The following is a 14895-nucleotide window of genomic DNA, read 5'->3' as shown; positions in this document are numbered from 1 at the left end:
GCGTCGAAGTACGCCCCGGCCCGGCAGTCGTCCCCGCCCGGCCGGTCGGGCACGTCGGCGACGAGCAGTTCGCGCCGGCACCGCGAGGCGATGCGCGCGGCGGCGCGGCGTACGGAGACCCGCAGGTATCCGGCGACGTTCCCGACGGGCCCGCGCCCGCCGCGCAGGGCCTGTAACAGGCCGAGCATCGCCTCGGAGACGGCGTCCTCGGCGTCGGCGGGGCCGCCCTGCCCGTGCGTCCAGCGCAGGGCGAACTGCCGCGCCATCGGCACATGGCGCTCCCACAGCACGCGGAACGCCCGCGCGTCCCCGGCACGGACCCGCGCGCACAACTCCGCGTCGCCGAGCCCGTCGATGCCCTCGACACCTTCGATGTCCGCGACACCCTCGGCGCCCTCGGTGCTCTCGACGCCCTCGACACCCTCGACGCTCTCGATGCCCTTGACGCCTTCGATGTCCTCGACCTGCACGGCGTCACCCTTCGGTTGTGCGGAACGCGCTGCGATTCAGCGTTCCGTGCACCGAAGGGCGTCATGTCTCACCAAAGTGGACAGGTGACATCAAAAGTAGACAAGTGCTCTCAACTTTCGTCGGGACCCACGGAACCGCCGGGCCCCACGAGAGCCGGACGCGCCCCTCCGCAGCCGCCCCGCTCCCCCGCCCTCTCCCCATCCTCCGGGGAGAGCCCCAACTCATACGCCAGGATCGCCGCCTGCGTCCGGTTGTCGAGGCCGAGGCGGCGCAGGATCCGCGACACGTACGTCTTGACGCTGGTGAGCGACAGATGGAGCGCCTCGGATATCTCTTTGTTGCTCATTCCCGCGCCCACCAGCGCGAGCACCTTCACTTCGCTCTCGCCGAACGACGCGACTTTCTGGGCCAGTTCCGCCACGCGCGGAATCCGCGCACGCGACACCGGACGGGATATCAGACGCTGCATCACGGCATACGAGAGAACACTCGCGCCGGCCGCGACGGAACGTACGGACGACACGATTTCCCGTGGCGTCGACGTCTTCAGGAGAAGTCCCGCCGCACCGGCGCGGAATGCGCCGAGCACCGCTTCTTCGGAGTCGTGGTTGGTCAGCACGAGAACCCGCGCGGAAGGCGTGGACCTGGTCAGCTGGAGCGTCGCGTCGATGCCGCCGACACCCGCCATGCGCAGGTCGAGAAGCACCACGTCGGGCGCGAGTTCCCGGGCCATGCTCACCGCCTCGGCGCCGTCGGCCGCCTCGCCCACGACCACCAGGTCGTCGGCCGCGCCCAGCAGGGCGCGCAGTCCCGCGCGCATCACCGGCTGGTCGTCGACGACGAGTACGCGAACCACGTTCATTCCGGCCGTTCCGGCCTTGTCCGAAGCGCATGCGAGTCTGCCGACGAGCCTGTCATGCGCTTGATGATAACGGTGCGCCCCTTCAACTCCGGTGCGCGTTTCGGGACTTTCGACCATGACGAAAGCCCCGAGTCCGAGTCCGGGCGCAAAGCATATGGGGGCCGCCGGACGCAAAGCACCCTGAGCCGGGCGAGATTCCCTTTACCGGGGTCGATGCAGGGGGAAAATACAGACAGGGCCCGGACTCACGGGCTGAGTGACCGCCAGATCCGTTCCGGCAGCACGCGCGCCACCTCGTCGAGGTCGACGTCGTCGATGCCGGCCAGCCAGCGGCGCGCGGTCGCGATGATCGGCCCCATGACCAGCGCCTCGACCACGGGTACGGGCAGCGGCGCGATGGTCCCCTCCTCGACGTGCCGCCGCACCCACTCGGCCATCGGCGACAGCCTGGCCTCCTGGGCGTCGCGCAGCTGCCGGGCCCGCGCCATCCCGAACCGGTCGGCGTACGAGGAGTGCACGAGCCGCGCGGCGTCCGGATGCTCCTGGATGAAGGCCAGGTAGACGCGGACCAGGGCGCGGACGGCGCTTCGGGGACTGCGGGCGCGCGCCACGCCCGCCGCGAGCTCGCCGAGCAGCCGGTCGAGCCAGCGCAGCACGAGGGCGTTCATGAGTCCGTCGACGCTGCCGTAGTGGTGGTAGAGGCTGCCGAGGCTGATGCCGCTGACCCGGGTGAGGGCGCTGACGGTGACGCCCTGCTCGCCGGATTCGGCGTAGACCCGCAGCGCCGCGTCCAGCAGGCGCTCGGCGGTTTCCGCACCACGTTGTTGCTTGGGGCTCATCGTGCCGAACAGCGTAAAGCAACACGGTCCTCCCCAAACTGAAACGCTTTTCTAGAAAGATCTTCCAATCCGCCCAACGGATGGGCCAGACTGGCCCGTTGCCGGACCTGTATCCGTCCGTGCGGGCGGAGGGGGATCGCACGTACCGGCACAGGTCCGGCCTCGGGAAGGCCGACGGGGCCGGTCCCGGGGAGATCGGGAGGTCCGGCCTCGGGGGAGGCCGGTGGACGGGGAGAGCGTGAACGGGGCAGGCGCGGCGGACGGGTTCGACCTCACGGGCAGCGGCGCCGAGCCGCTGCGCGAGCAGGACCCGCGGCGGATCGGGACGATCCCGCTGGTGGGCCGGCTCGGCGCCGGCGGCATGGGCCGGGTGTACCTCGGCGTCGTCGACGGCCGGTACGCCGCCGTCAAGCAGATGCTGGCGTCCGTCGTCGCCGAGGACCGCGGGTTCCTGCGCCGCTTCGGCCAGGAGATGGACAACCTCGCGCGGCTGCCCGCCGGGGCCACCGCGCCGCTCCTCGCGAGCGACCGCGACGCGGAACCCCCGTGGTTCGCCACGGCGTACGTCCCCGGCATCACCCTGTCCGAGGCCGTCGAGGAGCACGGCGGCCCCCTGCCGCCCGACGCCCTGTGGCGGCTCCTGCGGGAGGTGGCCGCGGGTCTGCGCGCGGTCCACGACCTGGACATGGTGCACCGCGACCTCAAGCCGTCGAACGTCATGCTGACCCTCGGCGGCGCCACCCTCATCGACTTCGGGATCGCCCGCGCGGCCGAGCAGAGCCAGCTGACGCGGACGGGCCTGGTCGTGGGCACGCCCGCGTACATGTCCCCCGAACAGGCCTCGGGCAAGCGGGGGTTGACCAGCGCGTCCGACATCTTCGCGGTCGGCCTCCTCGTCGCGTACGCGGCGAGCGGCCGCTGGCCGTTCGGGGACGGGGCCGAGGGCAGCCCGCTCTACCGCATCGTGCACGACGAGCCGGATCTGACGCCGATACGGGAGCGGGACCCCGGGCTCGCCGAGGTCATCGCCTCCTGCCTGGACAAGGACCCGGAGGGCCGTCCGACGGCCGCCGAACTGGGCGAGCTGACCGCCGGACACGTACCGGCACCGCCGCCCGCCTGGCCGGCCGCCACCCAGGCACTCCTGACGGAGCGCACCGCCTTCGCGGCGGGCCCGCCACCGTCGACCGACCTCCCAGAAGCCCTCACGCCTCCGGAGGCCCTCACGCCCCCGGAGCCCGCCGAGCGTCCGGAACGTCCGGAGTCGCCGCCCACGACACCCGACCCCCGCCCGAAGCCCCCACGTCACGAGCGCCGCCGCACCCGCGTCCTGATGGCCGCCGTGCCCGTCGTCGTGGTCGCCGCCGGCACGACGCTCGCCCTCCAGAACCTCCCGTACGTCACCGGCCCCGACCATGCGGCGGGCTCGACGCCCTCCGTCTCGGCCACGGCACCGGCCGACCCGGGACGCCCGCCCGGCACGGGCGCCTCGGCCACCCCGGCATCGGAGAAGCCCGACAAGAAGAAGCCCAAGGGCAAGGACGAGCCGGCGGAGCAGGACGGGGAGCGCGGGGACGCGGGGGCCCGTGACTCCTCAGGAGGAAAGGCCAAGGGAGACGCGGACAAGACGGACAACGACGGCTCGCGCGACACGGGCGCGGGCGGCGGCTCCGACGCGGATTCAGGATCGTCGGGCTCGGGTTCGGGCTCCGGCTCGGGTTCGGGCTCGTCGGACGACGACACCCCCGCGCCCCCGTCCTCCGGCGCCTTCCATCTGCGCAACGCCGACAACGAGGCGTGCCTGACCCAGGTGTACGGATCGGCGGACGACGGCAGCTGCGGCGATCCGAGCGCCTCCTGGAAGACGGTGAGCGCGGAGAACAACAGCTTCAAGGTCGTCAACAAGCAGTCCGGCTCCTGCCTGGTGGCCAACATGCTCGGCCAGGCCGTCTTCGTCGGCGACTGCACACAGGGCTCGGCCCGCCTGTGGCGCTGGGGCTCGGGCGGCACCCTGAAGAGCACGAGCAACGGCGGCTGCCTGGACCTGGCATACGGAGGCGGCGTATCAACCACCACCTGCGCCACCGGCAAGGCCTCACAGCACTGGGGCAGGTCGTAGCGGCAGAACCCCGCACCTCGCTGCCGCAGCACCACAGCACCGCAGCACCAATGCCGAGGGGCGGCCTCGCACCGTGGCAAGACCGCCCACCGGCATTCCCCTGCGGCTCCTCCCCGGACGTCACAAACGGACGCCCCACGCCTGAACCGGCTTCTTGAGGGACGAGTAGTAGGACTTGCAGTAGGCGTACGAGGTGGTCCCCGCGGCGGCGGCCGTACCCTGTGCCAGCTTGCCGTTCTTGCACCTGGCGACGGCCATGAAGGTGCCGCCGCCGGTGCACTTCACGCCGGCGGTGTAGTTGTCGTTCCACACCAGGTTGCACTTGAAGGCCTGCGCCTCGACGGGTGCGGCGGACGCGGCCCCCGCGGTCCCGGCCACCCCCGATGCGGCAAGAGCCGCAACGGCGAAGATCCCGGCCAGTGTTCGCTTCATCGTCTTCCCCCTTGGTTCCTCGATACCGGAGGTCAACCCGGCACCCAGAACCTACGCGGAGGCCCGCCCACCCGCGTCAACCCCACGTTTGAGGTCTGGTAAACCCTGGCGGTAAGTCGTTGCCGACGCTGCCACGAACCGGGCGTCCACTGAACAAGAAAACCCCAGGTCAGAATCAATCTGACCTGGGGTTCCAAGTGGAGCCGCCTTCGGGATTCGAACCCGAGACCTACGCATTACGAGTGCGTTGCTCTGGCCATCTGAGCTAAGGCGGCGCGCCGTCCGCACCATGGTGCGGTCAGCAACGCGGCCAAGTCTACACAGTTTTCCGGGGTGCTCCGCACACCCCCCTCCGGGCGGTCCCGGAGAGGGGTCCGGGCCGCCCCGTACCGGCTATGAGCAGCGCTTTCCGTCCTCCGGGGCGGTGCCCTCCAGGAGGTAGGCGTTGATCGTGGAGTCGATGCACTCGCTGCCGCGGCCGTACGCCGTGTGGCCGTCGCCGTCGTAGGTGAGGAGGCGGCCCGAGGAGAGCTGGGAGGCCAGCGACTTCGCCCAGCGGTACGGCGTGGCGGGGTCGCGGGTCGTGCCGACCACCACGATCGGCGCCGCGCCCTCCGCCTCGATGCGGTGCGGCTCACCCGTGGCCTTGACCGGCCAGTACGCGCAGTTCAGCGAGGACCAGGCCAGGCCCTCGCCGAAGACCGGCGAGGCCTTCTCGAAGTCGGGCAGGGCCTTGCGGACGCCCTCCGGGGAGGTGAAGGCGGGCGGCAGGTCCAGGCAGTTCACGGCGGCGTTGGCGAACATGAGGTTCCCGTACGTGCCGTCGCCGTCCCGCTCGTAGTAGCTGTCGGAGAGGGCGAGCAGGCCCGCGCCCTCCTTCTGCTTGATCGCCGAGGTGAGTGCGGCGCGCAGCTGCGCCCAGGCCCCCTCGTCGTACATCGCCGCGATCACGCCCGTCGTGGCCAGCGCCTCGCCGAGCTTGCGGTGGGAGGTGTCGCCCGTCGCCAGCGGCTTGGCGTCCAGGCCGCGGAAGAAGGCCTTCAGGCGCTTGCCCGCGTCCTCGGGGCTGCCGGAGCCGAGCGGGCACTCCGCGCCGCGCGCCACGCAGTCCTTCGCGAAGGACTGGAACGCCGTCTCGAAGCCGGCCGTCTGGTCGCGGTTCATGCGCCGCGCGGGCAGCGCCGGGTCCATGGCACCGTCCAGGACGAGGCGGCCGACCCGCTCCGGGTAGAGCCCCGCGTACGTCGCGCCGAGGAAGGTGCCGTACGACGCCCCCACGTACGACAGCTTGTCGTCGCCGAGCGCCGCCCGCAGGACGTCCATGTCGCGCGCCGCCTCGACGGTGGAGACGTGCGGCAGCACCGTCGCCGAGTTCTTCTGGCAGCCGGCCGCGAACTTCTTGTACGACGCGCCGAGCTCCGCGGTCTCGCGCCGGTCGTCGGGGGTGACGTCCGTCTGCGTGTACGCGTCCATCTTCGCGCCGTCGAGGCAGGTCACCGGCTCGCTGCGGGCCACGCCGCGCGGGTCGACGGCGACCATGTCGTAGCGGGCGCGGACCTCCGCGGGATAGCCGAGGGCCGCGTACGACTGGAGGTAGCCGATCGCCGAGCCGCCGGGGCCGCCGGGGTTGACCAGGAGGGAGCCGAGGCGTCCGCCGCCCTTCGCGGCACCGGCATCGGCCTGCCTGCCCGCGCCCTTGCCGTCCGCCGTCCCCTCCTCCCCCGTCGCCCGCTTCCGGGCCACCGCCAGCTTGATGTCGCCCCCGCCGGGCTTCTTGTAGTCGAGCGGGACCTTCATGGACGCGCACTGGAAGCCGGGGACACCGCAGTCGTGCCAGCTCAGCTTCTGCGCGTAGTACGGGGCGAGCTCGGGCGGTGTCGAGCGGGGCAGCGCCACCAGCTGGGCGCCCGCCGCCGAACTCCCCGACGAACAGCCCGAGATGAGCAGACCGGCGGCCACGAGCAGCGTGCCGCCGGTCCGGAAGGTGAGGAGACGGCTGTGCCGGCTGCGACGGCTCTGACGGCTGCTGCGGCTGCGACGGCTGATGTCCATCAGGCGAGCCTAACTCTCCGGGGTGGATCGTTCACTCGCTGTACTCATACGGGTGATGGTGTCAACCGGTCGTGGAGCGTCGGCCGTCGGCTGGCGGTCGCTGGTCGTCACTGGTCGTCGACCTCCGGTCGCCGGTCGCCGGTCCCCGGTCGGCCACCCGGCCCTCGCCTCACCCCGCCCGCAGCGCCACCGTCATCGCCTCTACCGCGAGCAGCGGTGCGACATTGCGGTCCAGGGCCGTGCGGCAGGCGCCGATCGCCTCGATGCGGCGCAGCGTCGACTCGGGCGAGGTGCCGTGGGCCAGGCGCTGCAGCATGTCCTGCACCTCGGTGTTGGCGATGGCCACCTGCGAGCCCAGCTGGAGGGCCAGGACGTCGCGGTAGAGCCCGGTCAGGTCGGTGAGCGCGAGGTCGAGGCTGTCGCGCTGCGTGCGCGTCCTGCGCCGCTTCTGCTTGTCCTCCAGCTCCTTCATCACGCCCGCCGTGCCGCGCGGCATCCGGCCGCCCTGCCCGCCGCCGAGTGCCGCCTTCAGCTCCTCGGTCTCCTTGGCGTCGACCTCCTCGGCGACCTGCTTGGCGTCCTCGCCCGCCGTGTCGATCAGCTCCTGCGCGGCCTTCAGGCAGCCGCCGATCTCCTCCACGCGCAGCGGCAGCTTCAGGACGGCGGCCCTGCGCTCCCGCGCGCGCGGGTCGGTGGCCAGGCGCCGGGCACGGTCGATGTGCCCCTGCGTGGCGCGCGCCGCGGCCGCCGCGACGTCCGGCTCGATGCCGTCCCTGCGGACGAGCACGTCGGCGACCGCGTCCACCGGAGGCGTACGCAGCGTCAGGTGGCGGCAGCGCGAACGGATCGTCGGCAGCACGTCCTCCAGGGAGGGCGCGCAGAGCAGCCACACGGTGCGCGGCGCGGGCTCCTCCACGGCCTTCAGCAGCACGTTCCCCGCGCCTTCGGTGAGGCGGTCGGCGTCTTCGAGGACGATGACCTGCCAGCGGCCGCCCGCGGGCGAGAGCTGGGCCCGCCGCACGAGGTCGCGGGTCTCCTTCACGCCGATGGACAGCAGGTCCGTACGCACCACTTCCACGTCCGCGTGCGTACCGACCAGGCTGGTGTGGCAGCCGTCGCAGAAGCCGCAGCCGGGGGCGCCGCCGAGCGCGCGGTCGGGGCTGACGCACTGGAGGGCGGCGGCGAAGGCCCGCGCAGCGGTCGCCCGGCCGGAACCGGGCGGTCCGGTGAACAGCCACGCGTGCGTCATCTTGGACGCCTCGGGCGGCGGGGCGTCCGCGGCGGCCGCCGTCACGAGCGCGTCGGCGTCCCGGGCGGCAGCGCCCAGCTGCTCGCTCACCCGCTCCTGCCCCACCAGGTCGTCCCACACGCTCATGGGGTCACCGCCTTACGCTGCGCTCTGCTCCGGCCGGACCGGCCGCCGTGCTGACCATTGTGGAGGACGCCTCTGACAATCCCGGCCGGACGAGACAGGAAGCCCCGCCGGACGGGACAGGAAGCCCCGCCGGACGAGACAGGACGCCCCACCGGACGGGACCGGACGCCCCACCGACCAGGCTCGACGGCCCCACCGGACGGGACAGAACGCCCCATCGACCGGGCTCGACAGCCCACCGACCGGGCCTCGACAGCCCGACCGACCGGGCCCGACGCCCCCTCCGCGAAGGGCTCAGCGACCCTTCCTGCCCCGGCGTCCCCGCCCGGCATCGTCATCGTCGTCCTCGTGCGAGCCGAGCAGTTCGTCGGCCAGCGACGGCAGGTCGTCCAGCGGCGTCTCCTCGGCCCAGTCGGACCGGGGCCTGCGCGGCACGCCCTGCTCGTCGACCTGGGGCAGCTCCCTGGTCCGGTCGTCCGATCCGTCGGGCGAGGACGCGGCGGCGGGCCGCTCGTCCCTGAAGTACCCCGGCGGAACCTTGTCCTCGGTGACGGCCGGCAGCACGGCCGTCTCGTCCGCGGCCCCCTCCGGAGCGGGCGGCTGCGGCAGCACCGCCGTGTCCTCGGCGTTGGGCCCCTCGGGCCGGACCGACGGCAGCACGGCGGTCTCGTCCGCCGCGCCGGCCGGGCCGTCCTGCGGCTTCACGACCGGTGTGGGCACGGTCGTCTCGTTGTCCGGCACGGACGCCCGGTCGTCCCGCGCGGACGACTTGGACGTGGACTGCGCAGCCTGCTTGGACGGCGCGGACGGCTTGGAAGCCGGAGCCGACGCGGACGCAGACGAGGATGCGGACGAAGACGTCGGAGCCGACTTCGGAGTCGGATGCGCCACCGCAGCCGCCGCCGCGGCGGACGCCGCGGCCAGCCGCCGTGCCTCCTCGGCCCGCAGCAGGGCCTCCTCCGCCTTGCGCTGCTTCTCCAGCCGGCGCTCCTCCGCCTCGGCCCGCAGCCGCGCCTCTTCCTCCGCCTCACGGCGGCGGCGCGCCTCCTCCTCGGCGCGCACCTTCTCCTCGGCGAGCAGCCTGGCCTTCTCCTCCTCGGCCCGGCGCCGCGCCTCCTCGGCACGCTTCCTGGCCTCCTCGGCCTGCCGCTCGGCCTCGCGTCGCTGCGCCTCCTCCAGCTCGCGGCGCTTGCGCTCCTCCTCCTCGGCACGGAGCTTGGCGAGCTGCTCCTGGCGCTCGCGCTCCAGACGCTCCTCCTCGGCCTTGCGCGCGGCCTCTTCCTCGGCCTTGCGCCGGGCCTCCTCCTCGGCGGCCTTCCGGGCCTCCTCCTGCGCCTTCACCTCGGCCTCGGAGAGCGGCAGGACCAGGTCGAGCCGGTGCCGGATCACCGTCGTGACGGCCTCCGGCTCCTGGGAGGCGTCGACGATCAGGTAGCGCCCCGGGTCGGCGGCGGCGAGCGTGAGGAAACCGGAGCGCACGCGCGCGTGGAACTCGGCGGGCTCCGACTCGAGACGGTCGGGCGCCTCGGTGAACCGCTCGCGCGCGGCCTCGGGCGACACGTCGAGCAGGCACGTCAGGTTCGGCACGAGACCGCCGGTCGCCCAGCGGTTGATGCGGGCGACCTCGGTCGGCGAGAGGTCCCGCCCGGCGCCCTGGTAGGCGACGGACGAGTCGATGTAGCGGTCGGAGATGACGATGGCGCCGCGCTCCAGGGCGGGACGTACGACCGTGTCGACGTGTTCGGCGCGGTCGGCGGCGTACAGCAGGGCCTCCGCCCGGTGCGACAGACCGGCGGACGAGACGTCCAGGAGGATCGACCGCAGCCGCTTGCCGACGGGCGTGGCCCCCGGCTCGCGCGTGACGACGACCTCGTGGCCCTTGGCGCGGATCCACTCGGCGAGCGCCTCGGCCTGCGTCGACTTGCCGGCGCCGTCGCCGCCCTCCAGGGCGATGAAGAAGCCGGTGGCGCAGGGTGCCTGCACCGGGTCGTCGCCGCCGCGCAGCGCGTCGCGCAGGTCGTGCCGCAGCGGTACGCCCTGGCGGTCGTCGGCCTTGGCCAGGACCAGTGCGGCCACCGGCAGCAGCAGCGCGCCGACCAGCATCAGCGTGAAGGCGGCGCCTCCGTGGTCGAAGACGAACTTGCCGTTGACCATGCGGTGCGGCCCGATCGCGGCGGCGACCACCGGGGCGATCAGCGCGCCGAGCGCGACGCACAGGCGTACGACGGCCTGGAGGTGCTCGGTCGTACGGGCCCTGCGGTAGTCCTCGACCTCCTGGTCGAGCAGCGCGTGCCCGATGTTCGCGGCGACGCCCGCGCAGGCCCCGGCGAGGGCCAGGAGCAGCAGCACGGTCGTCAGGTCGGGCACGAGGCCCGCGGCGAGCAGCGAGATGCCGGTGAGGGCGATGGCCAGCGCGAGCAGCCTGCGGCGCGAGAGCGAGGGCAGCAGGGCGGGCGCGGTGCGGATCCCCGCGGCGGTGCCGCCGGTCAGGGCGAGGACCATCAGGCCGTACGTGACGGGACCGCCGCCCAGGTCCTTGCCGTGCAGGACGGCCACGGCGACGGCGGCGGCGATGGCCGCGGCGACCGCGGCGCAGGCCGTCACGAGGAGCGGGATCGCGCCGGTGCGGCCCTTGTCGGTGCCGGTGCCGGTACGCGGCCGGCGCAGACCCTCCAGCGGGCTGCGCGCGCGGGGCGTCTGCGTACCCGGAAGTTCGAGGAAGTAGACGATCGACAGCGACGCGGCGAAGAGCCCGGCCGCGACGAACGACGCGAGCCCCGCCTGGTGCAGCGCGAACCAGTCGAGTCCGGCGCCCAGGAGGTTGCCGATGAGCGTGATGCCGACGAGCGCGGCGGCCGCGATGGGCAGCGCCAGGAATCCCGTACGCAGGGACAGGCGCCGCAGCGCGTCCATGTGGTCCGGCAGCGGCCGCACCGTGGCGCCCTCCAGGGGCGGCGCGGGCAGCAGCGCGGGTGCCGCGCTCTCGCGGGCGACCGTCCAGAACCGCTCGGCGACACCGACGACGAAGGACGTCACCAGGACCACCGCGAGGGCGTTGTCCGGGGTCCAGTCGATCCACAGGGGCGCGACGACCAGCAGCGCGACGCGCACGCCGTCGGCGCCGACCATGGTCCAGCGGCGGTCGAGCGGCCCGTCCGGCGAGGTGAGCGAGGTGAGCGGGCCGAGCAGCACCGCTCCGAAGAGGAGCGTCGCGAGAACGCGCGCTCCGAAGACCGCGGTCACGGCGAACGCCGCACCCCGGTAGCCGCTCCCGAAGGCCCCTTCGGCGATGGCCGACTGGAGCGCGAGGATCACCAGGACGAGCAGGGCGAGGGCGTCGCCGACACTGCCGACGAGCTGGGCGCTCCACAGCCGCTTCAGCTGCGGTACGCGCAGCAAGGCGCGGACGGCACGCTCTCGGGAATCTGCGACCAGGGCGTCGTCGGGGGCCGGGATTCCGGCCGTTGGCTGCTCGGCACGCGTCATCCGTCCAGCCTATCTGGACGGACGACGTCCCCGTGGAGCCACCCGAACATACGACCGCGCACCACCACCGGTGCCGGGCACCTGCGAGAAGGCACCCGGCACGGGAAGGTCGTCGCTCGGGTCACTCCTCCGTAGAGGCAGCCTTGCTCGAAGCGGCCGTCTTCTTGGTGGCGGTCTTCTTCGCGGTCGTCTTCTTGGCGGTCGTCTTCTTCGCGGCCGTCGTCTTCTTGGCAGCCGTCTTCTTGGCGGCGGCCTTCTTCGCGGGCGCCTTCTTCGCCGCCTTCTTGGCCGTCTTCTTCGCCGGCCCCTTCGCCCGCTTCTCCGCGAGGAGCTCATAGCCCCGCTCCGGAGTGATGTCCTCGACGGAGTCGGCCGCCCGCAGCGTCGCGTTGGTCTCGCCGTCGGTGACGTACGCACCGAAGCGACCGTCCTTGACGACGACCGGCTTTCCGCTGACCGGGTCCTCGCCGAGCTCCTTCAGCGGCGGCTTCGCGGCCGCGCGCCCGCGCTGCTTCGGCTTGGAGTAGATCTCCAGGGCCTCTTCCAGCGTGATGGTGAAGAGCTGGTCCTCGGTCTCGATGGAGCGCGAGTCCGTGCCCTTCTTCAGGTACGGGCCGTAGCGGCCGTTCTGCGCGGTGATCTCGACGCCCTCGGCGTCGGTGCCCACCACACGCGGCAGCGACATCAGCTTCAGCGCGTCCGCGAGGGTCACCGTGTCCAGGGACATCGACTTGAAGAGCGAGGCCGTGCGCGGCTTCACCGCGTTCTTGCCGGTCTTCGGGGTGCCCTCGGGGAGCACCTCGGTGACGTACGGGCCGTAGCGGCCGTCCTTGGCGATGATCTCGCGGCCCGACTCCGGGTCGGTGCCGAGCGCGAAGTCGCCGCTGGGCTTGGCGAGCAGCTCCTCCGCGTACTCGACGGTGAGCTCGTCCGGCGCCAGGTCGTCGGGGACGTCCGCGCGCTGGTGGTTCTCGGAGTCGCGCTCGCCGCGCTCGATGTAGGGGCCGTAGCGGCCGACGCGCAGCACGATGTCGTTGCCGACGGGGAAGGACGACACCTCGCGGGCGTCGATGGCGCCCAGGTCGGTGACGAGTTCCTTGAGGCCGCCGAGGTGGTCGCCGTCGCCGTTGCCCGCGTCGGCGGCGCCGCCGGCGCCCTCGCCCTCACCGAAGTAGAAGCGCTTCAGCCACGGCACGGCCTGCGCCTCACCGCGCGCGATGCGGTCGAGGTCGTCCTCCATCTTGGCGGTGAAGTCGTAGTCGACGAGCCGCCCGAAGTGCTTCTCCAGGAGGTTGACGACGGCGAAGGACAGGAAGGAGGGCACGAGGGCCGTCCCCTTCTTGAAGACGTAGCCGCGGTCGAGGATCGTGCCGATGATCGACGCGTACGTCGACGGGCGGCCGATCTCGCGCTCTTCCAGCTCCTTGACCAGCGAGGCCTCGGTGTAGCGGGCCGGCGGCTTGGTGGCGTGGCCGTCGACGGACATCTCGTCGGCGGTGAGCGCGTCGCCCTCGCTGACCTGCGGGAGCCTGCGCTCGCGGTCGTCCAGCTCGGCGTTCGGGTCGTCGGCGCCCTCGACGTACGCCTTGAGGAAGCCGTGGAAGGTGATGGTCTTGCCGGACGCGCTGAACTCGGCGTCGCGGCCGTCGGAGGCGCGGCCACCGATCTTGACCGTGACGGAGTTGCCCGTCGCGTCCTTCATCTGGGAGGCGACGGTCCGCTTCCAGATCAGCTCGTAGAGCCGGAACTGGTCGCCGGTCAGGCCGGTCTCGGCGGGCGTGCGGAAACGATCACCCGAGGGGCGGATCGCCTCGTGCGCCTCCTGCGCGTTCTTGACCTTCCCGGCGTACGTGCGCGGCTTGTCCGGCAGGTAGTCGCTGCCGTAGAGCTGCGTGACCTGGGCACGGGCGGCCGCGACCGCCGTGTCGGACAGGGTCGTGGAGTCCGTACGCATATAGGTGATGAAGCCGTTCTCGTACAGCTTCTGGGCCACCTGCATGGTCGCCTTGGCGCCGAAGCCGAGCTTGCGGCTCGCCTCCTGCTGCATCGTCGTCGTACGGAAGGGCGCGTACGGCGAGCGGCGGTACGGCTTCGACTCGACGGACCGTACGGAGAACCGCGTGTCCTGGAGGGCGGCGGCCAGCGCGCGGGCGTTCGCCTCGTCCAGGTGGAGGGTGTCGGACTTGAGCTGTCCGAGCGAGCTGAAGTCGCGGCCCTGCGCGATGCGCTTGCCGTCGACCGTGGTGAGGCGGGCGACCAGCTGCGAGGGGTCGGAGGCGTCACCGGCGCGGCCGGTGCCGAAGGTGCCGGTCAGGTCCCAGTACTCGGCGGAGCGGAAGGCGATGCGCTCGCGCTCCCGCTCGACGACGAGGCGGGTGGCCACGGACTGGACACGGCCGGCCGACAGGCGCGGCATGACCTTCTTCCACAGGACCGGCGAGACCTCGTAGCCGTACAGACGGTCGAGGATGCGGCGGGTCTCCTGGGCGTCGACCATGCGCTTGTTGAGCTCGCGCGGGTTGGCGACGGCGCTGCGGATCGCGTCCTTGGTGATCTCGTGGAAGACCATCCGGTGGACGGGGACCTTGGGCTTCAGGACCTCCAGGAGGTGCCACGCGATGGCTTCGCCCTCGCGGTCCTCATCGGTGGCGAGGAAGAGTTCGTCGGACTCCTTCAGGAGGTCCTTGAGCTTCTTGACCTGCGCCTTCTTGTCGGAGTTGACGACGTAGATCGGCTGGAAGTCGTGCTCGACGTCGACGCCGAGGCGGCGCACCTCGCCGGTGTACTTCTCGGGCACCTCCGCGGCGCCGTTGGGGAGGTCACGGATGTGCCCGACGCTGGCCTCGACTACGTAGCCGGGGCCGAGGTAGCTCTTGATCGTCTTCGCCTTGGCAGGCGACTCGACGATGACGAGTCGGCGGCCGCCCTGTGCGGTCTCGCTGGTCGGGGACAACTTCGCTCTTCTCTCCGGTCGACGCTCGGTGGCAGTGCGCGGTGGCAATGCTCGTGGGCAGTGCGGTGACAGTGCTCGCATGGCTTGCGTTGCGCTGTCGCTGCGGAGTGTGACGGTACATCCCGCCCCCGTGTCAAACGGGAAAAGCCCGCAACGGCCACTCGAACGGTAACCCGACTACCGCCATTCCTGCCGCCCGGAGTGGCGACCTGCCGTTTCGGCGCCCGGCCGGGCCCGTGGCCCGGTGACACCTGCGTGATCACTGGAGCGGGAGGGTTCGCGGGGGCGGAGGGGGACGGTCCGCGG

At 72.4% G+C, this 14895-nt stretch carries 9 protein-coding genes and 1 tRNA gene; 1 reads left to right on the top strand and 9 read right to left on the bottom strand.

Annotated elements, in window-relative coordinates; all coding sequences use genetic code 11:
- From AOK22_RS40245 to AOK22_RS29490, 3 genes are all read right to left on the bottom strand, one after another.
- Positions 1-470, bottom strand: a 470-nt coding sequence (locus AOK22_RS40245; RefSeq protein ID WP_279617097.1) for an RNA polymerase sigma factor, incomplete at its 3' end; no start/stop codon positions are given.
- A gap of 110 nt (positions 471-580) precedes the next feature.
- Entirely contained in the window at positions 581-1450 is an 870-nt protein-coding gene (locus AOK22_RS29495; RefSeq protein ID WP_244165124.1) for a response regulator, read from the bottom strand.
- Between the two features lie 128 nt (positions 1451-1578).
- On the bottom strand, positions 1579-2172 hold the full coding sequence (locus AOK22_RS29490; RefSeq protein ID WP_055701772.1) for a TetR/AcrR family transcriptional regulator: 594 nt from the start codon (positions 2170-2172) through the stop codon (positions 1579-1581).
- Between the two features lie 238 nt (positions 2173-2410).
- Between AOK22_RS29490 and AOK22_RS29485 the strand changes: the two genes are divergently transcribed.
- Complete coding sequence (locus tag AOK22_RS29485) at positions 2411-4291, top strand: serine/threonine-protein kinase (RefSeq protein ID WP_055701773.1); 1881 nt, start codon at positions 2411-2413, stop codon at positions 4289-4291.
- A gap of 120 nt (positions 4292-4411) precedes the next feature.
- Here AOK22_RS29485 and AOK22_RS29480 read toward each other — a convergent pair whose 3' ends face one another.
- From AOK22_RS29480 to topA, 6 genes are all read right to left on the bottom strand, one after another.
- Entirely contained in the window at positions 4412-4723 is a 312-nt protein-coding gene (locus tag AOK22_RS29480) for a hypothetical protein (protein WP_141753900.1), read from the bottom strand.
- Between the two features lie 198 nt (positions 4724-4921).
- Positions 4922-4998: transfer RNA gene (locus AOK22_RS29475), tRNA-Thr, on the bottom strand.
- 118 nt (positions 4999-5116) lie between these two features.
- Positions 5117-6775 (bottom strand): alpha/beta hydrolase, encoded by a 1659-nt coding sequence (locus tag AOK22_RS29470; RefSeq protein ID WP_055701770.1) that lies wholly within the window; start codon positions 6773-6775, stop codon positions 5117-5119.
- Positions 6776-6944: 169 nt separating this feature from the next.
- Positions 6945-8150 (bottom strand): DNA polymerase III subunit delta', encoded by a 1206-nt coding sequence (locus AOK22_RS29465; RefSeq protein WP_055701769.1) that lies wholly within the window; start codon positions 8148-8150, stop codon positions 6945-6947.
- A 294-nt stretch (positions 8151-8444) separates the two neighbouring features.
- Complete coding sequence (tmk, locus tag AOK22_RS29460; RefSeq protein ID WP_055701768.1) at positions 8445-11636, bottom strand: dTMP kinase; 3192 nt, start codon at positions 11634-11636, stop codon at positions 8445-8447.
- A 121-nt stretch (positions 11637-11757) separates the two neighbouring features.
- Positions 11758-14589 carry a type I DNA topoisomerase gene (topA, locus tag AOK22_RS29455; protein ID WP_055701767.1) on the bottom strand — a complete coding sequence of 944 codons (2832 nt, stop codon included), beginning with the start codon at positions 14587-14589 and terminating at the stop codon, positions 11758-11760.
- Positions 14590-14895: the final 306 nt, after the last annotated feature.

The sequence above is a fragment of the Streptomyces silaceus genome (assembly GCF_001419745.1).
Taxonomy (GTDB): Bacteria; Actinomycetota; Actinomycetes; order Streptomycetales; family Streptomycetaceae; genus Streptomyces; species Streptomyces silaceus.
This window is presented reverse-complemented; position numbering and strand designations above follow the sequence as displayed.

Excerpts from the sequence above, each read along its gene's own strand:
- AOK22_RS29465 (WP_055701769.1), bottom strand. The coding sequence starts at position 8,150 with ATGAGCGTGTGGGACGACCTGGTGGGGCAGGAGCGGGTGAGCGAGCAG.
- AOK22_RS29490 (WP_055701772.1), bottom strand. The coding sequence starts at position 2,172 with ATGAGCCCCAAGCAACAACGTGGTGCGGAAACCGCCGAGCGCCTGCTG.
- AOK22_RS29495 (WP_244165124.1), bottom strand. The coding sequence starts at position 1,450 with ATGGTCGAAAGTCCCGAAACGCGCACCGGAGTTGAAGGGGCGCACCGT.
- AOK22_RS29480 (WP_141753900.1), bottom strand. The coding sequence starts at position 4,723 with ATGAAGCGAACACTGGCCGGGATCTTCGCCGTTGCGGCTCTTGCCGCA.
- tmk (WP_055701768.1), bottom strand. The coding sequence starts at position 11,636 with ATGACGCGTGCCGAGCAGCCAACGGCCGGAATCCCGGCCCCCGACGAC.
- AOK22_RS29470 (WP_055701770.1), bottom strand. The coding sequence starts at position 6,775 with ATGGACATCAGCCGTCGCAGCCGCAGCAGCCGTCAGAGCCGTCGCAGC.